General features: G+C 35.2%; 22 protein-coding genes. 14 read left to right on the top strand and 8 right to left on the bottom strand.

Features of this window, described 5'->3' with window-relative positions:
* The first annotated feature begins 58 nt into the window (after positions 1 to 58).
* Positions 59 to 1015 carry a GSCFA domain-containing protein gene (locus BMX64_RS01085; protein ID WP_091165000.1) on the top strand — a complete coding sequence of 319 codons (957 nt, stop codon included), beginning with the start codon at positions 59 to 61 and terminating at the stop codon, positions 1013 to 1015.
* A 2-nt stretch (positions 1016 to 1017) separates the two neighbouring features.
* Positions 1018 to 1638, top strand: a complete 621-nt coding sequence (locus BMX64_RS01080; protein ID WP_091164998.1) for a DUF4230 domain-containing protein — start codon at positions 1018 to 1020, stop codon at positions 1636 to 1638.
* 71 nt (positions 1639 to 1709) lie between these two features.
* On the opposite strand, the gene BMX64_RS01075 is transcribed toward BMX64_RS01080, so the two are convergent.
* From BMX64_RS01075 to BMX64_RS15620, 6 genes are all read right to left on the bottom strand, one after another.
* A complete protein-coding gene (locus BMX64_RS01075) occupies positions 1710 to 3467 on the bottom strand; it encodes an aromatic amino acid hydroxylase (protein WP_091164995.1) in 1758 nt (585 codons plus the stop codon).
* Between the two features lie 223 nt (positions 3468 to 3690).
* Positions 3691 to 4824 (bottom strand): esterase-like activity of phytase family protein, encoded by a 1134-nt coding sequence (locus BMX64_RS01070; RefSeq protein WP_091164993.1) that lies wholly within the window; start codon positions 4822 to 4824, stop codon positions 3691 to 3693.
* 62 nt (positions 4825 to 4886) lie between these two features.
* Positions 4887 to 5288, bottom strand: coding sequence for a group III truncated hemoglobin (locus tag BMX64_RS01065; protein ID WP_091164990.1), 402 nt, complete (start codon positions 5286 to 5288; stop codon positions 4887 to 4889).
* Positions 5289 to 5348: 60 nt separating this feature from the next.
* The gene (locus tag BMX64_RS01060; protein ID WP_091164986.1) at positions 5349 to 5885 is read right to left on the bottom strand and encodes a DUF4136 domain-containing protein; all 537 of its coding nucleotides are present in this window, start codon (positions 5883 to 5885) and stop codon (positions 5349 to 5351) included.
* Positions 5886 to 5933: 48 nt separating this feature from the next.
* Positions 5934 to 7916, bottom strand: coding sequence for a urocanate hydratase (locus BMX64_RS01055; RefSeq protein ID WP_091164982.1), 1983 nt, complete (start codon positions 7914 to 7916; stop codon positions 5934 to 5936).
* Positions 7917 to 8208: 292 nt separating this feature from the next.
* On the bottom strand, positions 8209 to 8385 hold the full coding sequence (locus BMX64_RS15620) for a C1orf53 family protein (RefSeq protein WP_158634650.1): 177 nt from the start codon (positions 8383 to 8385) through the stop codon (positions 8209 to 8211).
* 124 nt (positions 8386 to 8509) lie between these two features.
* Here BMX64_RS15620 and BMX64_RS01050 point away from each other — a divergent pair, with 124 nt between their 5' ends.
* Positions 8510 to 8836, top strand: coding sequence for a hypothetical protein (locus BMX64_RS01050; RefSeq protein ID WP_091164978.1), 327 nt, complete (start codon positions 8510 to 8512; stop codon positions 8834 to 8836).
* A 16-nt stretch (positions 8837 to 8852) separates the two neighbouring features.
* Here the strand turns inward: BMX64_RS01050 and BMX64_RS01045 are convergent, their stop codons facing one another.
* Positions 8853 to 9680: a hypothetical protein gene (locus tag BMX64_RS01045; RefSeq protein WP_091164975.1), complete on the bottom strand. Its 828-nt coding sequence runs from the start codon at positions 9678 to 9680 to the stop codon at positions 8853 to 8855.
* A 198-nt stretch (positions 9681 to 9878) separates the two neighbouring features.
* Between BMX64_RS01045 and BMX64_RS01040 the strand changes: the two genes are divergently transcribed.
* The 4 genes from BMX64_RS01040 (at position 9879) to hemL (ending at position 14952) form a co-directional block, all read left to right on the top strand.
* A complete protein-coding gene (locus BMX64_RS01040; protein WP_091164973.1) occupies positions 9879 to 11735 on the top strand; it encodes a T9SS type A sorting domain-containing protein in 1857 nt (618 codons plus the stop codon).
* Between the two features lie 90 nt (positions 11736 to 11825).
* Positions 11826 to 12722, top strand: a complete 897-nt coding sequence (locus tag BMX64_RS01035; RefSeq protein ID WP_091164969.1) for a 1-aminocyclopropane-1-carboxylate deaminase/D-cysteine desulfhydrase — start codon at positions 11826 to 11828, stop codon at positions 12720 to 12722.
* Positions 12715 to 13635 (top strand): glucosaminidase domain-containing protein, encoded by a 921-nt coding sequence (locus tag BMX64_RS01030; protein ID WP_091164966.1) that lies wholly within the window; start codon positions 12715 to 12717, stop codon positions 13633 to 13635. The genes BMX64_RS01035 and BMX64_RS01030 overlap by 8 nt, the downstream gene beginning before the upstream one ends.
* Before the next feature lie 30 nt (positions 13636 to 13665).
* Positions 13666 to 14952, top strand: coding sequence for a glutamate-1-semialdehyde 2,1-aminomutase (gene hemL, locus BMX64_RS01025; protein WP_091164963.1), 1287 nt, complete (start codon positions 13666 to 13668; stop codon positions 14950 to 14952).
* Between the two features lie 63 nt (positions 14953 to 15015).
* Here hemL and BMX64_RS01020 read toward each other — a convergent pair whose 3' ends face one another.
* A complete protein-coding gene (locus BMX64_RS01020; RefSeq protein WP_208630801.1) occupies positions 15016 to 15480 on the bottom strand; it encodes a hypothetical protein in 465 nt (154 codons plus the stop codon).
* 193 nt (positions 15481 to 15673) lie between these two features.
* On the opposite strand from BMX64_RS01020, the gene BMX64_RS01015 reads away from it, so the two are divergent.
* The 7 genes from BMX64_RS01015 to BMX64_RS00985 all read left to right on the top strand — a co-directional run bounded on the left by BMX64_RS01015 (position 15674) and on the right by BMX64_RS00985 (position 22319).
* The gene (locus BMX64_RS01015) at positions 15674 to 16162 is read left to right on the top strand and encodes a c-type cytochrome (protein WP_091164959.1); all 489 of its coding nucleotides are present in this window, start codon (positions 15674 to 15676) and stop codon (positions 16160 to 16162) included.
* A gap of 28 nt (positions 16163 to 16190) precedes the next feature.
* Positions 16191 to 18164: a Sec-dependent nitrous-oxide reductase gene (nosZ, locus tag BMX64_RS01010; protein ID WP_091164956.1), complete on the top strand. Its 1974-nt coding sequence runs from the start codon at positions 16191 to 16193 to the stop codon at positions 18162 to 18164.
* Positions 18165 to 18228: 64 nt separating this feature from the next.
* Entirely contained in the window at positions 18229 to 19245 is a 1017-nt protein-coding gene (locus BMX64_RS01005; RefSeq protein ID WP_244273188.1) for a nitrous oxide reductase accessory protein NosL, read from the top strand.
* An 81-nt stretch (positions 19246 to 19326) separates the two neighbouring features.
* Positions 19327 to 20556, top strand: coding sequence for a nitrous oxide reductase family maturation protein NosD (locus BMX64_RS01000; RefSeq protein ID WP_091164954.1), 1230 nt, complete (start codon positions 19327 to 19329; stop codon positions 20554 to 20556).
* A complete protein-coding gene (locus BMX64_RS00995; protein ID WP_091164950.1) occupies positions 20553 to 21275 on the top strand; it encodes an ABC transporter ATP-binding protein in 723 nt (240 codons plus the stop codon). The genes BMX64_RS01000 and BMX64_RS00995 overlap by 4 nt, the downstream gene beginning before the upstream one ends.
* Complete coding sequence (locus BMX64_RS00990; protein ID WP_091164947.1) at positions 21259 to 22026, top strand: ABC transporter permease subunit; 768 nt, start codon at positions 21259 to 21261, stop codon at positions 22024 to 22026. The genes BMX64_RS00995 and BMX64_RS00990 overlap by 17 nt, the downstream gene beginning before the upstream one ends.
* Positions 22026 to 22319 (top strand): cupin domain-containing protein, encoded by a 294-nt coding sequence (locus tag BMX64_RS00985; protein WP_091164941.1) that lies wholly within the window; start codon positions 22026 to 22028, stop codon positions 22317 to 22319. The genes BMX64_RS00990 and BMX64_RS00985 overlap by 1 nt, the downstream gene beginning before the upstream one ends.
* Positions 22320 to 22328: the final 9 nt, after the last annotated feature.

The following is a 22328-nucleotide window of genomic DNA, read 5'->3' as shown; positions in this document are numbered from 1 at the left end:
GAGTGAAACACCATTTAATTCGCTAAAATTATTCAAATTTGTAGTAAATAAATTAGCAATGCAATTCAGAACCCAAATTCCCATTTCTAAAAGTAATCATCCTTTAGATTACAATTCAAAGATTGTCTCTTTAGGTTCTTGTTTTGCTGAAAATATGGGCGATAAATTCCAGTATTTAAAATTTCAAAACACCATAAATCCTTTCGGAATAATTTTCAATCCGGTTTCTATTGAGAAAATTATCCAAAAAGCCATAAATACAGCATTATTCACCGAAGAAGATGTCTTTTTTCACAATGAACGCTGGCATTGTTTTGATGTTCATTCGGATTTGAGTAGTTCAAATAAAGAGGATTTATTAATATCCTTAAATGCATTAATAAAATCAACTAACCAACAAATAACCGAATCAACGCATATCATCATAACGTATGGAACCTCGTGGGTTTATCGTAATATAGCAAGCGATTCTATTGTGGCGAATTGTTATAAAGTGCCACAAAAGCAGTTCAAGAAAGAATTGCTTTCTGTTGAAGAAATAAGAAAAAGTATAGCAAATACGCTGAAATTAATTAATGCTGTAAATCCTAATTGCAATATTATTTTCACGGTTTCGCCAGTGCGGCACATAAAAGACGGTTTTGTCGAAAATCAATGGGGCAAGGCCAACTTGATTTCGGCTATTCACAGTGTTTTGAACACTGAACACTGCAAACTGAACACTGAATACTTTCCTAGCTACGAAATCATGATGGACGAACTTCGAGATTACCGTTTTTATGCCGAAGACATGTTGCATCCCAATCAAGTGGCAATCGATTATATTTGGAAACGTTTCAAGGAAACTACCATTTCAGAAACTGCTTTTGCTGTGATGGATGAAGTAGAGAATATCCAAAAAAGCCTTTCTCACAAGCCTTTTAACCCAAATTCTGAAAGTCATTTGAAGTTTGAGTCGAAAGTCAGAGAAAAAATCACTAAATTGGAAAATCAATATTCATTCATGAAATTTTAATTATGCTTAAAAGAATACTTATTGGAATAGCAGTTATCGGTGGAATATTTTTATTGTTCAAATATTGCGATTTTAAGAAAAACGATGATGAAGACATCGCGTACAACACAAATCTCATTCAGCAACAAATTCTTAACGTAGGGAAATTGGTCGTTACAGAAGGACATTTCTCTGAAGTGATTACATATAAAAATCAACAAAAATATTTGTTGGATATGCTCTCTTTCGAGAAAAAAGCTTTGGTTGTTGTCAATGCTGATGTAACTGTTGCGTATGATTTGCACAAAATGAAATACGATATCGATGAGGTAAATAAAACCATCACGATTGTAAGTATTCCAAAAGAAGAAATAAAAATCAGCCCGGATATCCAGTTTTATGATGTCGAGCAAAGCAAATTGAATCCGTTTACGGGAGATGATTACAATAAAATCAATAAATCAGTTAAGGCGAATTTAGCCAAGAAAATAGAAAAATCAACCTTGAAAACAAATGCTCAAAACCGCTTAATTAGTGAATTGTCTAAAATATTAATTCTGACCAATACCATGGGTTGGAAATTGCAATACGAAGGAAAGGTTATCGAAAGCGAGAAAGATTTTGGGCAAAAAATAAAATTATAGTTAAAAAATGAACCGCAAACTTGCAAATTATTAGAGTTGACTAAAATCTGTGAATTTGCGGTTCGTTTTTTTTAAGCTTTTTCTTTATCGAAAATTAAGTCTAAACCACCAGTAATCAAATGCGCTACTTGGGGTCTTTTTACTTTCAATTGATCCAGATAAACCATTATTTCCTGCAATAATTGAGGTTCGTTTCGGTCATTCAGTAGCTCGGTAATTTCAACAACTAACAACCAATCGTTCGGATGATTGATATGTAATTTTTCAAAAATTGGTGCTAATGAAGTTTCGGTATCCTTTGTTTCTCTTATGTTTCGAATTGTTTGGTATAAAACTTCTAAATCATCACGTTCTGCGGTATGTTTCGCTTTGATGGTTTTGCTGGACGGAAGATGCGAAATCAAATCAAAACTATTTACATCAGCAGGACCTGAAAAAGCCGAAATTACTTTTTTACCAACAGCCATATCATAAATGCCCCATTCCGGTTGAAACAAAATAGTTTCTCCGTGCTTTACAGTACAATTTTTAAAGCGAATCAGAATAATTTCTCCCTGTAAGTTTCTGGAACCTGTTATGATTTCACCTTCTACAGTAATGCCACCTTCAAATTCTAGTTTTACCGTTTTAGATTCCAGAATATCATAGGCATTCAAGTCTTTTGGACTCATGTCCTCAATTGCCAGATTGATGCCTTCCAGTTTTCCTATTGGACTTCCAAAACCCTCGGGATGTGTCAAAGTTCCATGACCTACTAATTCTTTTTCTCTGTAAGCTAAAGCCGTTTTTCCGGAGGTTTGTATGTAAATTGGCTTCCCTTCATGTTCAATTACGGAACTGAAAACACCCGAAATTTGTATACCAGTACTCAATTCAATTGTTCCAAGCGCATTCGAATCAATTAATTTTTCTATTCCCGATAAACCGCCTGTTCTAAGTGCCATTTTATTCGCAAACTCTTCTAAAACTAAGCTTAAATAAGCAAAATCCGGAGTTACGTAAAGTTGTGGTTGCAGTTTTGTAATGTCAAAACTTTGGTTGGCTGCGGATATATCATACGGGATTTTTTTTACCTCATTGGTCATGCAATGCGCACTTTCGCCAATTGATGACAACAAACCGGCGCCGTATATTTTTGGATTTTCTACCGTTCCAATCAATCCATACTCGACAGTCCACCAATGCAGGTTTCTGATTTGCGCCATTTCAGATAATTCACCCATGTTATTTTGCAAATCCTCGACCGCTTTTTCAGCAGCATCAATAGTGGCTTGGGGAGTATCTTCGGCTTCTTTCACTATCGAAAGCAATCGGATGGCTTCGTACATTTGGTAATCCTTATCCGAAGAGATCGCTTTACAGCCTATTTCTCCAAAACGTCGCAAATATTCTGCGTATTCCGGATTTGCAATAATGGGAGCGTGACCGGCACCTTCGTGAATAATGTCCGGTGCAGGCGTATATTCAATATGTTCGAGCTGGCGAATGTCAGAAGCAATTACAAGCACATTATAAGCCTGAAATTCCATAAAAGCATTGGGTGGAATAAATCCGTCCACTGCAACTGCAGCCCAGCCTATTTCAGTCAAAATACGGTTCATACCGTACATGCTCGGAATATTATCAATCTCTATTCCAGTTTTTTTCAGTCCTTCCAGATATGAACTATGCGCCACTTTTGATAAATAATCTACATTTTTGCGCATCACATAACGCCAAACCGCTTGATTTATGGGCGTGTAATCGCTATAATCCTGAGGCTTAATGAATTGTTTTAAGTGCTTTGGCAATCGGTCTAATAACGGATTGCTTTCTATAGTTGAGTTCATATCGAAAACGTTGTAGTTCTACTGCAAAAGTACGAATTTCAGGAGCTATTTCCCGCTTTTCATTGCAAGTTTTTGCAAACCCGTTTGTTTTTCTAGTGTTCCCGCAGGAGCTTCCTTTGGTCGCTCTGCAGCAACAAGAAAAACCAAAACGGCTTTCGCAAAAAGCTTTTCATTTCACTCGGGGCTAGGGAGTTGTGGATTGAAAGATGTTCTTTGGAATTTACTACTTCACCAACTCAAACATCAAAACCTGCGTTTTCTGTTTATCAGAAAAATTATTATCTGAAACAAAAATAATTGATGGATTGCCATTTGCTAATTTTGGTCCAAAAGTAAGTCCTTCGATATTATCAATAAAAATTCCCAAATCATCCATGTTTAGGACAAGTTTTTTAGAAGTCAATTCTAATTTTTGATTTTGTAAGGTAGGATAATTTTTAACGTTAGTTGCCTTTTTCAAATCACACAAAAATACTTTTACCGTGCATGCTTGTGTTCCGGTCGAGTAGGAACGTTCTACTACCAATAACTGATTTTTACCATAATACTGAATTGCCGAAACGCCATTTACAGCAAAAGTTCCTTTCGGATTGGGTTCACGAGCAATAGGTTCTAGTTGGTAACCGAATTGAGCGGTGTTCTTTTTTGTTTTGGCATCAAATTGATAGAACCGAATCAAACCGCCTTTGCTGGTGTTGGCTTGTTCGCCGTCTTCAAATAAAGGTTCTTCAATGTTGGTGTAGATATTTTTATACTTTTTGTCAAAAGTAATTCCTTCTAAAGTTCCATTATTTCTCGGGCCTTTTTCTAGTTGCTGCATTTTTAAATTTTCCGGTACGGTAACATTGCCTAGAAAGTCACCTTTTAAATCCATGAAATTAAGAGAAGGATTTTGTAAAACTTCTTTCTCTGCTGTAATCACTCGCGCGCCTTCGCTGCTCCAAATCAAAGAATTTGTCTTTGGATTGTAACGCATATCTTCTGGATCTGCTGAGGTGGTTGGACTGTTATTCCAATTACCATAACTATTTCCAATTTCATCTTTCAAATAAGTTACGTTTTGAAAATCAATACTTTTTATTTTGTCTTCGGACAAATTAATCTTTGCTGTATAAAATCTGGAATCGTTAAACACAGATCTATCGTCACATATCAGATAATACAAATCGTTTTTTGCATCATAATCGATTCCGGATAATCCGCCCACTTTTGTATTTTGAAACGTTTCCTCGAAAGGAATTTCAATCGAACTGATTAACTTTAAACTTGGCGTTGCTTTGTTTTCAGTCGTTTGTTTTAAATTAGAACAAGAAAATAGAAAAGCTGGAAAAACGGCAAGAAATATTAATTTACGCATAAAGAAATGTGTTGCTGTTTGCAATAAGGAACAGATTTTGGATTAAAAAAATACTTTAGAAACTATGAATTGTTCGTTTGGTTTTTTTCAAGATTGCGAAAATAGTCAATTTTATAATTGAACATTTCAGCCATGTTTTTAGCGCGTAGTTTTGCTTCTTCGGCTAATGGACCTGCATATAAACTATCGGTAGTTTCTGTGAAAATTTCCATCCAGCGGTCAAAATGTTCTTTGGCAACCGGTAACTGTTTGTGCGGCGGAAATGGACTTCCAGAATACGAATGCACTTCAAGTAAAATAGTTTGCCAAAAGCGATACATTTTTTCCAGATGTTCGGGCCAACGATTTCCTATTTTCTCATTGAAAATGGGTCCAATAAATTCGTCTTTTTGAACTTTAGAATAAAAAGTATCTACCAATAATTTGATATCGTCGAATGTAGTAATGTCGGTTTGTGGTGTCATGATTGGGTATAAAAAAAGCCTACGCAAAGGTAGACTTTTATGTTTGATTCTGATGGGAAACTATTTTGCTTTCGACGGAAATTGCTCTAAAATTTTAGCAACAAATTCATTGATTTGTTTTTCTTTTTCATTGCGATTTTCAGTCAAATATCCAATGCCTTCACCTTGCCAAACCAATTCTTTTTTCTTGGCATCAATTAAATCAATATACAATGTTCCTTCGGTTGATGAGGAAACATAAGTGCTACGACCTCCCCATAAGTAAGGGTTCCATCCCCATCCCCAACCATAACCCCAACCGGCGTTGTATTGGTTAACGTCTATTCGTTCTCTTTCTTTGGTAAGTATATTAATCAGCAAATCTGGATTTTCACTTTTGGTCATTCCTTTTCGGCTTAATTCTCTGTCTATGGCATTGAGTATTCTTTTTTTATCCAATTCTGAAATCTCAACTTTATCGATACCTTTCTTGTGAAAAGCATAGGTTTTGTATTGACTAAAATCCACATTATTATCATAATCGGAATATACTTTTACGGAACTGCAAGAGGCAGCTAAGAAAAGTAAAAGTACTGGGAGGAGTTTAATTGCTTTCATGGCTTGATTATTAGATTACTAAATGTTATTAAAGATACGTTCAAATTTTTAAAAATCCAACAAATTGTCGGCTACTATGTTAGGGATGGTGACTTTCAACAAAGGTTGCGTCTCCATTGCTCTTTTGATGGCAAATAGCGCGCCTTCATTTCTAGCCCAGCTTCTTCGGGAAATTCCGTTGTTGACATCCCAGAAAAGCATTGATGCTAAACGTTTTGACGCTTCTTTTGAACCATCAAGAACCATACCAAATCCACCGTTAATTACCTCGCCCCAGCCAACTCCTCCGCCGTTATGAATGGAAACCCAAGTGGCGCCACGAAAGCTATCTCCAATAACGTTTTGTATCGCCATATCTGCTGTAAAACGGGAGCCGTCATAGATATTTGAAGTTTCTCTGTACGGCGAATCAGTGCCGGAAACATCATGGTGATCGCGACCCAAAACGACTGTTCCTATTTCGCCTTTGGCAATAGCCTGATTAAAAGCTTCTGCAATTTTTACACGCCCTTCAGCATCCGCATACAAGATTCGGGCTTGAGATCCAACTACCAGTTTATTTTTCTGGGCGCCTTTTATCCAGTGAATGTTATCCTGCATTTGTTGCTGAATTTCTTCGGGAGCAGTTTTTGCCATTTCTTCGAGAACTTGGCAAGCAATTACATCTGTTTTAGCTAAATCTTCTGGTGTTCCCGAAGCACAAACCCATCGAAAAGGACCAAAACCATAATCAAAACACATAGGTCCCATTATATCCTGTACGTAACTCGGATACCTGAAATCGATATGATTCTCTGCCATAACATCAGCACCGGCACGGGAAGCTTCTAATAAAAAAGCATTTCCATAATCAAAGAAATAGGTTCCTCTAGCAGTGTGTTTATTTATAGCTGTCGTATGACGGCGTAATGTTTCCTGTACTTTTGTTTTAAATAAATCAGGATTATCAGCCATCATTACATTTGCTTCTTCAAAGGAAATATCAGCAGGATAATAACCACCCGCCCAAGGATTATGCAACGAAGTCTGATCAGATCCTAAATCGATATGGATGTTTTCTTCGTGAAATTTTTCCCAAACATCAACTACATTTCCAAGATATCCGATGGAGACAATTTCATTATTGGCTTGCGCTAAAGTGACTCTTTTTACTAATTCATCCACATTTTCAATGACTTCATTGATCCATCCTTGATTGTGGCGAATGTGCGTTATTTTTGGGTTTACTTCGGCGCAGACAGTGATGCAACCGGCAATATTTCCGGCTTTTGGTTGTGCGCCAGACATTCCGCCTAATCCAGAGGTGACAAATAATCCCCCTTTAGGACTGCGTTTTATTTTTCTAAAACCGTTCAAAACGGTAATGGTTGTTCCGTGTACAATTCCTTGCGGACCTATGTACATGTAACTTCCTGCAGTCATTTGTCCGTATTGAGAAACGCCCAATGCATTCATTTTTTCCCAATCGTCTGGTTTAGAATAATTAGGAATTACCATGCCATTCGTCACGACAACTCGTGGTGCTTCTTTATGAGAAGGGAACAATCCCATTGGATGACCGGAATACATGGTCAGAGTTTGTTCCTCGGTCATCTCCGATAAGTATTGCATAGTCAATAAATACTGTGCCCAGTTTTGAAAAACGGCTCCATTTCCACCATAAGTAATCAATTCATGCGGATGTTGTGCTACGGCATAATCCAAGTTGTTTTGAATCATCAACATAATCGCTTTGGCCTGTTCACATTTTCCGGGATATTCAGCAATTGGTCGTGCATACATTTTATAATCCGGACGCAAGCGGTACATGTAAATACGTCCGTAAGTTTCCAGTTCTTCTGAGAATTCTTTGATTAATTCAGCATGATGTTGCGGTTCAAAATAGCGTAAGGCATTGCGTAACGCCAGTTTTTTTTCTTCTGTCGAAAGGATTTCTTTACGCTTTGGTGCGTGATTGATGTCTATTTCGTATGGTTTTGGTTTTGGTAAAACCGATGGAATTCCTTGTTGTATTTGTTCTTGAAAAGTCATGTTTTTTTATTGAAAAATTTAAATATTGAAAAATTTAAAAAAATAGCAATGTTTTCTACATTTTTATGTCTTCAAATTAATTCATTTTCGAATTGTATTTATACTCGATTTGCATTTTGTTCCTCATTTTACTTGAGGAATGCAGCCAATAAAAAAACGATTATGGATAACGGATATCCGATCGATGGTAGGATTTGTATATTTTAATCCTATATTTTAATGATTGATTATCCATATTTTAGGGTTAGTTGATTTTGTAATTGAACACTGAAAACTGCTATCTAAAAACTGTTTACTTTTTATTGGTTCCTGTTTTTTTATCAAAACCATACGGACAATGTCGACAACCACTTTTACAGCAATAACCACGTTTTAAATGGTGTTTTTCAGTAAAACATTTATAACCTTCGGGCGTGTAATAGAAATCTTCCCCTTCTATTAATTTATTTTCATTACTTTGGTCAATCATATTTGGGATTATTCTATTGTATAAGTCATTTGGATTACCTAATTCCTTAAAGTCAACTCAAAGGATTGAGTTTTTCATTAAATAGAACCGTTTTATCATTACAAATTTATAAATTTTATAGCGAATGTTTCTGATTGTTGCTAAATATTTAATTCCTAAAGGATATCGTGGATTGGCTGTATTTCCTTTTGTATTTGTAAAATATCCGGAAGATAAGGAAAATGCTATTTTTGTTAATCACGAAAAAATCCATCTTCGGCAACAAATAGAACTTTTAATAATTCCTTTTTTTGTATGGTATTTGACAGAGTATGTTGTTCGGTTAGTTCAATATAAAAATGCCGATTTGGCCTACAGAAATATCAGTTTTGAACGAGAAGCCTATGCAAATGAAAAAGACCTTTACTATCTAAAGCAAAGGTCTTTTTATAAATTTTGGAATTATCTGTAAATTTTAAAAATTATTATTAGTTTCCTACAAATAAATCTTTGATTGATATATGAAAGTCCATTGACAATCCAGCTGCATCTGCATTGTATGTATCTTCTGTTGCACTGGAGTCTCTCCAAATGCGGCAAATCAATACGCTTGAATATGTCATTCCTGTACCATTTATTCCTGTGCCAATATCAGCTAAAAGATGCTGGTTTATAGTAAAAGGTCCGGTATTAATACCAGAAATTGTTGTAATTGCAGAAAAAGTTCCAGTATTTAAATTTGCCCAAGTGTAATCTAAATTCCATTTTATATTACCGGTTGCAGTAGCTCTTGGAATCCAATGGATATGAGGATAAATTGTTGTGCCATCTTTCCAGTTGTGAGGTAATTGTAAGGTGAATGACATTGCTTCTACGGCAGCATTATTTCGGAAAACCCAAATTTGTGGCCCAGATGAACCGGAAAAATATTCTAATGATGCCGAAGCAGATCCTTTATCAAGAGGAACTCTCAAATCGTCATCTACATCTATTGCAGTATTTCCCGTATTAAATTTTATCCAAACACTCCCATCCCAAAAATAATAGCCTGGAGTTACATTATTTGGACTTGATCCTGCAATAGCAGTATTGTAAACAATTGTTCCAGAGGCTAGAATACCACCTTGTGGATTTACTATAGGAGCAGCCACATTTACAGATGTTAGCGCTACTTGAGGAGGAACGAACCCGTTTGTAGAGGAACTAATATCAAGGGCTCCTCTTGGTGTTGTTGTTCCTATGCCAACTTGTGCGGATGCATTTGAGGAAATAAAGAGGAATGTAAATCCAAAGAATAAAAGTATAGTTTTTTTCATAAATGATGAATTTATAATTTTTGGTAAACGTAAGAATAATTAAATGAATTTACTATTTGTAAATAAATTAATTTGTAAGAAATTATATGTTTAACATGTGTAAACATGTATTTAAACGGATTTATGTTCTTTTTATCGAGTACTTTGTCTAAAAAAGTTATATTTTTATTGTAATTTTCAACAACAAATTTTATGCTTATGAACTCAAAAATACTTAAAAAAACACTGTTGATTGTTACTGGATTTTTAATTCAAAACAATGTTAGTGCCCAGATGTATGTAAGTCCAAATAGTTATGTTTTTGCAAATAACGAAGTTGTTTATGTTAAACAAGATTTGGAATTAAATGATGCTACCAGTAACTTTTATTTAAGAAAAGATGCACAGTTGTTACAAGGTTCTCAATCTACAAGTACAAACAAAGGAATTGGTAGTTTATCTGTGTTTCAAGAAGGGTCTACCAATAATTTCCAATATAATTATTGGTGTTCTCCAGTTGGTGGAAATATTGCTGCCGCAGGAAATTCTCCTTTTGGAATTACCCAACTTAAAGATATTGTCGATTTGACTTCTAGTGTTAGTTCAACGCCTTTAGCAATGAATAATTATAATGGCACCGCCAGTCCATTTGCGATAGCGCCTTATTGGATTAATAAATTAGTAACTTCTAATACTTATTCGAGTTGGATTTCCGTGGGTACAGCATCTACCATAAATGCAGGAGAAGGATTTACCATGAAAGGAACTTCGGGAACCAATGCGACAACCGTAAATGGTGTTATGAACAATTCAGGGAGTAAGCAACGATACGATTTTAGAGGAAAACCTAATGACGGAACTATTGCAATTAACGTTCTTAATCTTCAATATACATTAACTGGAAACCCATATCCATCCGCAATAGATTTAAAATTATTCTTGTCGGATGCGGCAAAAACAACTGGGATTGCCTATTTCTGGGAGCATGATAAAACTGCGAACTCGCATTATATTGATAATTTCAGAGGAGGATATGGCGCCTATTCTCCACTTGGAGGTGTAGTAAATGGTGCGAATGGAAATATGGGAGTATACACTCCTGCAAGATTTTACACGTATGATGGCAGCGGGAATCAAGTCACAGATTTAGGAAGTTCAGGAAATGTTTTTGAAAGACGATTTTGTCCTGTTGGACAGGGCTTCATGTTAGATGGTATTACTGACGGAATAGTAGAAATGAAAAATAGCTATCGTGTGTTTGTAAAAGAGGATGTGCTAAATTTTTCTCAATTTGAAAGAAGTACTAGTTCTAATAAAACTAAAAATACCGATGAATTTTTGCCAGTAATTCAATCAGTATCCGGTTTTGATTATACCACAGTAAACACAAAGCCTGCCCCACAAATTAGATTAAATACATTATTAAACAATCAAGGAATTCGTCAATTGGTTTTGGCGCTTGTTCCTGATGCTACAGATGGAGTAGATCACGCGATGGATGCTATGTTAGCGGGTGATAGCGCTGGAGCCGATGTTTATTTTGCAATGAATGAGTCAGAATATGTTATTGATGCAAGACCGTTTACCATAGATACAAAAATCCCAATTGGTTTTAAAAATACGGACCAAGCCAATTTCAAAATCACAGTGCAAGAAATTTTGAATTTCACGGAAGCTGAAAATATCTATTTGCATGATAAGATTACGGATGTTTATCACGATGTAAAAAATGATTTTTATGAATTAACGCTACCCGGAGGTGTCAATAATACACAGTTTGAATTAACCTTTAGAAATAGAATTACTTTAGGATCGGAAGACTTAGCAGTTGAAAATTTTGTTGTTTTTCAAAATAATAATGCAAAAAATTTAACCATTAGCAATCCTTTTCAATTAGATATTGCTACTTGTAATTTGTATGATATTGTTGGGAAGTTAATTTTTAGTAAAAAAGATTTAGGCATGGATGCTACTTATAATTTTTCCACATCCGGTTTAAGTGATGGAATTTATATTGTTAAAATTGCAACAGAGGATAAAATAGAACTTGGGAAAAAGATTATAATTAAAAATTAATTTTTGATTTTGGTACAAATAATAGAAATGCAATCTGTAGAGGTTGCATTTTTAGTATATATAAATTTACTTTGTAAAAAATAAAATAGTTTGAATCAAAAGGTACTAACATTATTTCCGAACTCTATTTCAGTGCAAATCAAAAGGGAAGATTTGATACATCCTTTTGTTTCTGGAAATAAGTTTAGAAAGTTGAAGTATAATTTGCTTCAGGCGAAAGAAGAAAATAAGGAAACATTACTTACTTTTGGAGGTGCTTTTTCCAATCATATTGCCGCAGTAGCTTTTGCAGGAAAAGAAAAAGGATTTAAAACGATTGGGATTATTCGTGGAGATGAATTAGGTAGTAAAATCGCGGAGAATCCCACGTTATCATTCGCTCAAAATTGTGGCATGCAACTGGAATTTATTTCAAGAGAAGAATACCGTTTGAAAAGTGAGAGTTCATTTTTAGAAAATTTAAAAGTAAAATTTGGCAGTTTTTATCATATTCCAGAGGGTGGAACTAATGCGTTAGCTATCAAAGGCTGTCAGGAAATTCTAACTGAAGATGATGCTGAATTTGATTATATTTGTTGCTCAATTGGAACTGGCGGAACCATTTCGGGAATTATTAACAGCGTTTTACCGCATCAAAAAGTTTTAGGTTTTCCCGCCTTAAAAGGTGATTTTTTAAAAGAGGAAATTCATAATTTCACCCAAAATGAGAATTGGGAGGTAATTACCGAGTATCATTTTGGTGGATACGGAAAAGTAAATGAAGCATTAATCGGATTCATCAATCAGTTTTATACCGAAAATCAAATTCCCTTGGATCCCATTTATACGGGAAAGATGGTTTTTGGCGTTATAGATTTAATCAAAAAAAACTATTTTCCGGCTAAATCAAAAATTTTACTAATTCATACGGGTGGAATTCAGGGAATCCAAGGAATGAACATTAAATTAAAAAGCAAACAATTACCAACAATAGATATCTATGTTTAAAAAAATCCTACTAGCTTTTACAATAATTTCTTTGATTGGTTGTAATGCCACAAAGCCGGTTATTGTAACTTCAAAAAAAGCGCCTTTAAAACAAAGAACAGAAATAGTTCAGACTACCAAAAAAACTGCTGCTATACGTTCTAACACAACGAAACAAATACTTTCAAAACCAGTAAAACAACAACAGCAACAACAGAGTAATCAAGAAACGGAGGTAATCGTTTCAACTTCAAAAACACTTGTCACGAATGATGTAATTAAAACTTATATTTATCAATTTAAGGATATTGCAATGGGAAACATGAAGAATTATGGAATTCCTGCAAGTATTATTTTAGCTCAAGGAATTCTTGAATCTGGCGCTGGAAGAGGCGATTTAGCCAAAAACTCCAATAATCATTTTGGAATAAAATGCCATGCTGGCTGGACAGGAGAAAGTGTGAAACACGATGATGATGCCGCACAGGAATGTTTTAGAAAATACGATAATCCATCAGAATCGTACAAAGATCATGCGTTATTTTTAACTGGCAGAAGCAGATATGCTAAGCTTTTTGGATTTTCAAAAGGAGATTACAAAGCTTGGGCAAAGGGGCTTAGAGCTGCGGGATATGCTACTGATCCAAAATATCCAGACAAATTAATTTCTTATATTGAGCGGTATAATTTGCACGAGTATGACAATCAGGTTTTAGATGTAAATTACGTGTCGAATGAAAAACAAATGGTGCAGGAATTAACAATAGAATCTAAAAAGCCAATAGATCAAGGTTTAACTTCATATGTGGTTCAAAAAGGAGATACGCTGTATTCTATTTCGAAAAAATTTGAGTTAAGGGTTGAGGATTTAAAACAAAGAAATAATCTTTCGGACAATGCCCTTTCTATTGGACAAAAATTGGTAGTAAAATAATTTTAAATAACTATAATTCATAATTCATAAATGTTGTATAAAAGAAGCAGTCAGCTTTTTGCTGAAGCAGAAAAAGTAATTCCGGGAGGTGTAAATTCACCAGTAAGAGCTTTTAAAGCAGTGGGTGGAACTCCAATTTTTGTCAAAAGTGCCAAAGGTGCTTATTTGTACGATGAAGATGGAAACCGTTTGATTGACTATATCAATTCTTGGGGGCCAATGATTTTAGGACATGCTTACGAACCGGTAGTACATGCCGTGATAGAGAAAGCGAAGTTAGGAACCTCGTTTGGAATGCCAACAGAATTGGAAACACAAATTGCTGCTTTAGCCGTTGCGATGGTTCCAAATATTGATAAAATTAGATTTGTAAACTCGGGTACCGAAGCTTGTATGAGTGCTGTAAGACTAGCTCGCGGATTTACCAAAAGAGATAAAATAATAAAATTTGCCGGTTGTTACCACGGTCATTCGGATTCGTTTTTAATCCAAGCCGGAAGTGGAGCCATTACTTTTGGTTCACCAAACAGCCCTGGAGTTACGGCAGGAACAGCCAAGGATACTTTGCTTGCAAAATACAATAACTTAGAAAATGTAGCTACTTTAATAGAAGCCAATAAAAATGAAATTGCAGCTATAATCGTAGAACCTGTTGCGGGGAATATGGGTTGTATTCCGCCCAATAAAGGCTTTTTGGAAGGCTTACGCCAATTGTGTACCGATAACGGAATTCTGTTGATTTTTGATGAGGTTATGACTGGTTTCAGACTCGCTGCCGGCGGTGTTCAGGAATTATTCAATATTACGGCTGATATCGTTTGCTTCGGGAAAGTAATCGGTGGAGGATTGCCTGTTGGTGCCTTTGCCGCCCGCGAAGAAATTATGAATTATCTAGCTCCGTTAGGTCCTGTTTATCAGGCAGGAACATTGTCTGGAAATCCGTTGGCAATGGCTGCAGGATTAGCAATGCTGCAAGCTTTAGATACTGATCGTGCTATTTTTCAAAGATTAGAGGAAAAAACAGCGTATTTGGCTGCAGGAATTGATAAAGTGTTGAAAGCAAATAATGTTACCTTTACAATCAACAGCATTGGCTCGATGATTTCAGTTCATTTTGACGCTGCTCCTGTTATAGACTTTCAAACCGCTGCAAATGGCGATAACGAAACGTTCAAGAAATTCTTCCACGGATTATTGCAGGAAGGAATTTATATTGCGCCATCCGCTTATGAAACGTGGTTTATTACCGATGCATTAACGTATGAGGATTTAGATTTTACCATTCGAGCGATAGATAAAGTTTCGAAAACATTTTAATAAAAAAAGCCCCAAATTTGGGGCTTTTTTATGAACTAAGATGAAATAGTTTAAGTAAACGGATTATTTTTTATCACTCATTTCTGCAGGTTTTCCATCTTTATGGTGCATCATTCTTTTTTTCATTCCGTGATGTCTTTTCCCTTTCATGTCATCCCATTTTTTGTATTGGTCTGCTGAAAGAATTTTTTTCATTCTTTCTTTCATCACAATTTGCTCGTCTAACATTTTACTTTTTTTAGCAAAACGTTCGTCAGCAGTAAGTTGTTTTTTAGCCGAATCTTTACTTGCTTTTCGTTCTGCCATTCTAGCTTCTCTTTTTGCACTTTGTTCCGCAATGATTTTACTCATTTCTTTTTGTTGTGAAGCATTCAAATCTAATTCCAAAGTCATCTTTTTTAAGTGCAATTGGTTTCTTTGCTCCGGAGTCATTTGCTCCATTTGAGCTCTCTCTGGTCTTGCTTTTCTTTCTTGTGCAAAGCTTGTCATTCCGACAACTAATAATGCAACGATAAATAATTTTTTCATTTGTATTGTTTTAAGTTTTATAGCTATAAGACAAGGATAGGTTTGAAAAGTTTAATCGTTAACAAAAGTTTATCGTTTAGTTCTCTAATTAGAAGTAAAAAATCAAAAAAATACTTGATTAAGTATGATTCCAGTCATAATTAATGCGCTAATCTAATCGCAAATTTGTTAAACAATTCTAAAAACAATTTCTATGTACAAATTAACTTTTTTTGTAGTTGCATTCGTAATGTTAACTTCATGTGGTGATAAAACCAAAACTAATGATGACTTTTCAAAAGATACTGCCGCACCTTCTGAGGAATCTGCGACTAACCCAACGGATGCAGTTGCGTATGATCCAAACAGAGGTATTGGAAAACACACCTCAGTAGATTTAGGCGATAAATTGGATGCAGCAATGGCTGCCGAAGGAGAAAAAATCCAATCCGTTAAATGTTCTTCTTGTCATAAATTGACCGATGAGAAATTAGTAGGTCCGGGATGGAAAGGAGTTACTGAAAGACAAAAACCAGAATGGATTATGAACTTTATCACTAATCCAGATCCAATGATTGATAAAGATCCAAAACTTCAAGCGCAACTGGAACTTTGTTTGGTTCGTATGCCAAACCAAGCCCTGACAGACATTGATGCAAGAAACTTACTGGAATTTATGCGTAAAAATGACGGAGTAAAATAATTTTATAAATAAATTTAATTTAAATAAAATGAACAATATATTTATAAAATCAAGTCTTGCCATAGTTTTGGTTAGTGCATTTTTTGGCTCTTGCAGACCTAAAGATACTGCAGATGCCGTAGGTGGTGACGCAGCTCAAAAAGTCTATGTTGCTCCGGGAAAATATGACGAATTCTATAATTTCGTTTCAGGTGGTTTTAGCGGACAAATGAGTGTGTATGGTTTGCCAAGTGCACGATTGTTGAGAGTAGTTCCAATATTTTCTCAAGATCCACAAAGTGGTTACGGATACAGCGAAGAAACGAAACCAATGTTGAATACTTCTCACGGTTACGTGCCTTGGGATGATCAGCACCATTTAGAATTATCTCAAACCAATGGTGAAGTTGATGGTCGTTGGATTTTTGCCAATGCCAATAACACGCCCAGAATTGCCCGTGTTGATTTGAAAACGTTCAAAACGGTTGAAATAATTGAATTACCGAATAGTGCGGGAAACCACTCTTCTCCATTTATTACTGAAAATACAGAATATGTGGTGGCAGGAACCCGATTCAGCGTTCCTACGGATAATGCTAATGGAGATGTGCCTATTAATACCTACAAACAAAATTTCAAAGGCTATTTGAGTTTTGTAAAAGTAGGGAAGGAAGGTCAGATGGATATTGCTTTCCAAATTGAAGCGCCGGGAGTAAATTTCGACTTAAGTCATGCCGGTAAAGGTAAATCTCACGGTTGGTTTTTCTTCTCTTGTTACAATACAGAACAAGCCAATACTTTGCTGGAAGTGAATGCTTCACAGAATGACAAAGATTATATTATGGCGGTAAACTGGAAAAAAGCTGAAGAATACATTAAAGCTGGAAAAGGGAAAAAGGTAAAAGCTAAATACGTACATAATACGTGGGATGAAAAAACACATACTGCAAAATCTGAAATGAGAACTGAAGTATTAGTTTTAGATTCTAAAGTGTTAAAAGACATTTGCTACATGATTCCTTGTCCAAAATCACCTCACGGATGTGATGTAGATCCTACTGGAGAATACATCATAGGCAGCGGAAAATTAGCTGCTTTAATTCCTGTTTTTAGTTTTGACAAAATGAAAAATGCTATTGCAAAAAAACAATTTGATGGCGAATATGAAGGTATTCCGGTTATCAAATATGAGGCTGCTTTATATGGTGAGGTTAAAAAACCGGGATTAGGACCCTTGCATACTGAGTTTGATGGAAAAGGGAATGCGTATACAACTTTCTTTGTTTCTTCAGAAGTGGTGAAATGGGATATTAAATCATTGAAAATTTTGGACAGAGTACCTGTTTATTATTCTCCTGGACATCTTTCTATTCCTGGTGGAGACAGTAAAAAACCATTTGGAAAATACATGGTCGTTTATAATAAAATCACCAAAGACAGATACTTGCCAACAGGACCGGAATTAGCGCAAGCGGCACAATTGTTTGATATTAGTGGGGATAAAATGAAGCTTCTGTTAGATTATCCAACTATTGGAGAACCGCATTATGCACAATCTGCTCCAGCTGATTTGATTAGAAACAATGGTCAGTTGAAATTTTATAAAATCGAAGAAAACAATCACCCTTTTGTTGCCAAAGGAGAAAAAGAAGCTAAAGTAATCAGAAAAGGAAACCAAGTTCATGTCTATATGACTTCCATACGTTCTCACTTCGCTTCTGATAATATCGAAGGGGTCAAAGTAGGGGATGAGGTGTATTTTCATGTCACTAATTTAGAACAAGATTGGGATGTACCCCATGGATTTGCTATAAAAGGTGCTGATAATGCCGAGTTGTTAATCATGCCGGGTGAAACAGCCACTTTGAAATGGATACCAAAAAAAGTAGGGATATTTCCTTTCTATTGTACTGATTTTTGTAGTGCGCTGCATCAGGAAATGTCAGGATATCTGCGAGTTTCTCCAACGGGAAGTAGTGTTCCCCTAACGTTTAGCTTAGGAACAAATATGCCGGCTAAATAAGAATCACTTCAAATTCAAGAGGGAACAAATTATCTAGTTTGTTCCCTTTTTTAATAAAAAAATCATGAATAATCCAAAAATTTCAACGCTTTCAAAAGTGATGCTTTTGTTGGTGATGGTGCTATTAGTGTCATCTGTTTTTGTTCCAATGTGGAGAATTGAATTGTCAGCTCCTCAATATCCTGAAGGTTTAGTATTGCAGTTGCATGCTAATAAAATTGGTGGTGATGTCGAGATTATTAATGGATTAAACCATTACATTGGCATGAAAACCCTACATAAAGAAGATTTTATAGAGTTTACCGTATTGCCTTATATTATTGGTTTTTTTGCATTGTGTGCTTTGGCAGTTGCGGTAGTTGCCAAAAAAAAAGGACTCTATGCTTTGTTCATTTCGTTTATTCTTTTTGGAATATTAGCAGGAGTCGATTTTTACCGATGGAACTATGAATACGGACATAATCTGGATCCAAATGCCGCTATTCAAGTACCCGGAATGTCGTATCAGCCACCATTAATAGGATACAAACAACTCCTGAATTTTGGAGCGTATTCTATTCCGGATATTGGAGGATGGATGTTAATTGCTTCGGGATTTTTATTGTTTTTATTGGTTATCAAAGAGACTAATCTGTTACAGAAATTCCAAAAATCAAGTACAACAACAGCTTTGTTTGTCTTTTTATCTTTATCTTTTTTTTCTTGTGCCAAAACAGAAGTGGTTCCCATTAAATTGAATGTTGATACGTGCGATTTTTGTAAAATGACTATCGCCGATGGTAAATATGCGGCAGAAGTGATTAGTGAAAAAGGCAGAGTTTTCAAATTTGACGACATCATGTGTATGATACATTATGGAAAAGAAAATTCCAATACAAAAATGACGGCTCATTATGTGAATGATTATACGCAAGACAATGTTTTAATTCCTGCCAAAACTGCTTTCTTCCTTTCTGGAGGAACTGTTCAAAGCCCTATGAGGGGCGGAATTATTGCTTTTTCTTCTGAAAATGAGGCAAAGGAATTTGGAATAAAATTAAAAGCAAAACCAGTTACTTGGGAAGCTGTAAGTACAAAATAAACCAGTCGTTTTTTGAATCAGTAAAAAATTAAGAACAGTGTGTTTTCTTAATTAAATTCAGATGGTTTAATTTTAAAAATAATGAAAAAACTCCTCTACATATTTCTGTTTTTTTCTTCATTCCTTCATGCGCATGTGATTGAAGTAGGTGCTAATAAACCTGTAAAATCAATAAAAAAAGCCATTAGTCTGGCTAAAATAGGCGACACGATTTTGGTTCATAAAGGTGTGTATCGAGAAGGCAATATTGTTATTGATAAAAGAATTGTTTTTCTGGGTAAAGGATATCCGGTTTTAGATGGACAAAAAAAGTATGAAGTACTTTCCATTAAAGCGGATAGTGTGGTTGTTCAAGGTTTTAAAGTAATAAAATCTGGTTATGCCTCACTCGAAGATCCCTGCGCGATTAAAGTCTACAATAAAAGCCATGTTGTTATTCAGAATAATATTCTAGATGATAATTTCTTTGGGATTTATATCCAAAATGGGAAAAACTGCCTGATAAAAAACAATACCATTGTAGCATATGGCAAAGAAGAACAGCAAATAGGCAACGGAATTCATTGTTGGAAAAGTGAAAATCTCCAAATTATCGCCAACACTATTTCTGGTCACCGGGATGGGATTTATTTTGAATTTGTGACCAATTCCGTTATCTGGAGAAATATTTCAACTAACAATATTCGGTATGGTTTGCATTTTATGTTCTCTAATGACGACGCGTATATTACCAATATTTTCAAGAATAACGGTGCCGGCGTTGCGGTAATGTTTACCAAAAATGTCAAGATGTTCAATAACTATTTCGAAGAAAATTGGGGTGATGGCGCTTATGGATTATTCCTTAAGGAAATCACGGACAGCTACATCATTGGAAATAAATTTTCTAAAAACACTTCTGGAATTCACATGGAAGGAACCAATCGAATTCGAATTGAAAAAAATGTATTTGAAGCCAACGGTTGGGCGATGAAAATCCAGGCCAGTTGCGTAGATAATGAAATCGTAAATAATAATTTTATTGGGAATACTTTTGATATGGGAACTAACGGAAGTTTAGTTTTAAACAAGTTCAATACCAATTATTGGGATAAATACGAAGGATATGATTTAGACAAAAATGGTGTCGGCGATGTGCCGTATCATCCATTGAGTTTATTTGCAGTTTTAGTTGAAAATAATCCCTCGGCGATGTTGCTGTTCCGGAGTTTTATGATTACACTTTTGGATAAATCCGAAAAAGTGTTGCCCAGTATAACCCCAGATAATTTCATTGACAATTCGCCATTAATGCATTCATTACCATTATGATTGAAATAAAAAATATATATAAAAAATTTGGAAAATTAGAGGTTTTAAATGATGTCAATCTTTCTTTTAAAAAAGGAGAATGCATTGCTCTAATTGGTCCGAATGGCTGTGGAAAAACGACTTTGATAAAAAGTATTTTGGGAATGGTCATTCCTTCTAAAGGCGATATTTTATTCAATGAAAAATCAATTTTAAAGGAATTTAAATATCGGGAACAAATAGGCTACATGCCCCAAATAGGGCGTTATCCGGATTACATGACAGTTGGGCAAATCATCGAAATGATAAAAAAAATTCGAAATTCGGATCAGGTTTTAGATGAGGATTTAGTCCATGCATTTCAACTCGAAAAAATAGTCGACAAACAAATGCGGACACTTTCGGGTGGAACAACGCAAAAAGTAAGTGCTACGCTGGCTTTTTTGTTTAATCCAGAGGTGTTGATTTTAGATGAACCTACAGCGGGATTAGATCCATTGGCTTCTGAAATATTGAAAGAAAAAATTATAAAAGAAAAAGAAAAGGGAAAACTCATCTTGATTACTTCTCACCTTTTGAGCGAATTAGATGATTTGATTACGCAAATTATTTACATGCAAGACGGAACAGTGCATTTTCATCAAAGTATCGCGGGTTTATTGGAATCAACAAACGAACAAAAAATATCCAAAGCAATTGCCAAAATTCTAAAAAACAAAAGCAATGAACAGAATCATTAAAATCATTTTTCTAGACATTTTAAAGAACAAGATTATACTGGCGTACACGCTTATTTTAGCCATTCTTTCCTGGAGTTCATTTGGGCTGGAAGATAATTCTGCCAAAGGATTGCTTACCATTTTGAATATAATTTTATTCACGGTTCCGCTAGTTTCCATTCTTTTTGCCACGATTTATTTGTATAATAGTACAGAGTTTATTGAGCTTTTATTAAGCCAACCCATTAAACGCAAGAAAATTTGGTTGAGTTTATTTCTCGGACTTTCGTTAGCAATGGTTTTAGCCTTTTTTATTGGTGCCGGAATTCCGCTTTTAATCAATGCGCCGGATAGCGTTGGCATAATGATGCTCATCATAGGTTGTCTGATTACGTTGGTCTTCGTGGCTTTGGCATTTTTAAGTTCGATACTGACCAGAGACAAGGCAAAAGGAATAGGTATTGCCATCATGGGTTGGTTATATTTTGCACTGCTTTTTGATGGAATAATTTTGTATTTGCTGTTTCAATTTTCAGATTATCCAATCGAGAAAGCAATGATTGTAGTTACGGCGTTCAGTCCAATAGATTTAGCCCGAATTCAAATCCTTTTGCATCTGGACGTTTCAGCGATGATGGGATATACCGGAGCAATTTTCAAAGATTTTTTCGGGACATCATTGGGACTGCTTCTTTCTTTTTCGCTGCTCTGTTTGTGGATTATTATTCCATTTTTCATTTCATTAATTAAATTTAAAAACAAAGATTTATAATGTTTAAAGATATACTTCAAAAACTAGAAAATGCCGCTAATCCAGTGGCGCAAGTGGTTCAAAATACTTCTTGCAGTAAAGTAATGGTGATTGCTTTCAAAAAAGGAATGATTCTCAAGGAGCATAAAACGGATGTTCCTGCCAAATTATTGGTGATAAAAGGAAACGTGATTTATAAAGAGGAGAACCAACAAAATGAACTCTTTCTTTATGACGAACAAGAAATTCAGGTAGCAGTTTTGCATTCCGTTGAAGCAATGGAAGACAGTTTGTGTTTATTGTTTAAAGGCTAAAAAATCTAA

The sequence above is a fragment of the Flavobacterium sinopsychrotolerans genome (genome assembly GCF_900110375.1).
GTDB lineage: Bacteria > Bacteroidota > Bacteroidia > Flavobacteriales > Flavobacteriaceae > Flavobacterium > Flavobacterium sinopsychrotolerans.
Note: the sequence above shows the minus strand (reverse complement) of the source record. Positions and strands in the feature narration are given on the sequence as shown.

Bases quoted from the DNA above. Each gene is read 5' to 3' on its own strand.
- BMX64_RS01040 (WP_091164973.1), top strand. From the start codon at position 9,879: ATGAACTCAAAAATACTTAAAAAAACACTGTTGATTGTTACTGGATTT.
- BMX64_RS01070 (WP_091164993.1), bottom strand. From the start codon at position 4,824: ATGCGTAAATTAATATTTCTTGCCGTTTTTCCAGCTTTTCTATTTTCT.
- BMX64_RS01075 (WP_091164995.1), bottom strand. From the start codon at position 3,467: ATGAACTCAACTATAGAAAGCAATCCGTTATTAGACCGATTGCCAAAG.
- BMX64_RS01020 (WP_208630801.1), bottom strand. From the start codon at position 15,480: ATGAAAAAATTATTTATCGTTGCATTATTAGTTGTCGGAATGACAAGC.
- nosZ (WP_091164956.1), top strand. From the start codon at position 16,191: ATGAACAATATATTTATAAAATCAAGTCTTGCCATAGTTTTGGTTAGT.
- BMX64_RS00990 (WP_091164947.1), top strand. From the start codon at position 21,259: ATGAACAGAATCATTAAAATCATTTTTCTAGACATTTTAAAGAACAAG.
- BMX64_RS01005 (WP_244273188.1), top strand. From the start codon at position 18,229: ATGAATAATCCAAAAATTTCAACGCTTTCAAAAGTGATGCTTTTGTTG.
- BMX64_RS01000 (WP_091164954.1), top strand. From the start codon at position 19,327: ATGAAAAAACTCCTCTACATATTTCTGTTTTTTTCTTCATTCCTTCAT.
- BMX64_RS01080 (WP_091164998.1), top strand. From the start codon at position 1,018: ATGCTTAAAAGAATACTTATTGGAATAGCAGTTATCGGTGGAATATTT.
- BMX64_RS01055 (WP_091164982.1), bottom strand. From the start codon at position 7,916: ATGACTTTTCAAGAACAAATACAACAAGGAATTCCATCGGTTTTACCA.
- BMX64_RS00995 (WP_091164950.1), top strand. From the start codon at position 20,553: ATGATTGAAATAAAAAATATATATAAAAAATTTGGAAAATTAGAGGTT.
- BMX64_RS01030 (WP_091164966.1), top strand. From the start codon at position 12,715: ATGTTTAAAAAAATCCTACTAGCTTTTACAATAATTTCTTTGATTGGT.
- BMX64_RS01065 (WP_091164990.1), bottom strand. From the start codon at position 5,288: ATGACACCACAAACCGACATTACTACATTCGACGATATCAAATTATTG.
- BMX64_RS01015 (WP_091164959.1), top strand. From the start codon at position 15,674: ATGTACAAATTAACTTTTTTTGTAGTTGCATTCGTAATGTTAACTTCA.
- BMX64_RS01085 (WP_091165000.1), top strand. From the start codon at position 59: ATGCAATTCAGAACCCAAATTCCCATTTCTAAAAGTAATCATCCTTTA.
- BMX64_RS15620 (WP_158634650.1), bottom strand. From the start codon at position 8,385: ATGATTGACCAAAGTAATGAAAATAAATTAATAGAAGGGGAAGATTTC.
- BMX64_RS00985 (WP_091164941.1), top strand. From the start codon at position 22,026: ATGTTTAAAGATATACTTCAAAAACTAGAAAATGCCGCTAATCCAGTG.
- BMX64_RS01060 (WP_091164986.1), bottom strand. From the start codon at position 5,885: ATGAAAGCAATTAAACTCCTCCCAGTACTTTTACTTTTCTTAGCTGCC.
- hemL (WP_091164963.1), top strand. From the start codon at position 13,666: ATGTTGTATAAAAGAAGCAGTCAGCTTTTTGCTGAAGCAGAAAAAGTA.
- BMX64_RS01045 (WP_091164975.1), bottom strand. From the start codon at position 9,680: ATGAAAAAAACTATACTTTTATTCTTTGGATTTACATTCCTCTTTATT.
- BMX64_RS01050 (WP_091164978.1), top strand. From the start codon at position 8,510: ATGTTTCTGATTGTTGCTAAATATTTAATTCCTAAAGGATATCGTGGA.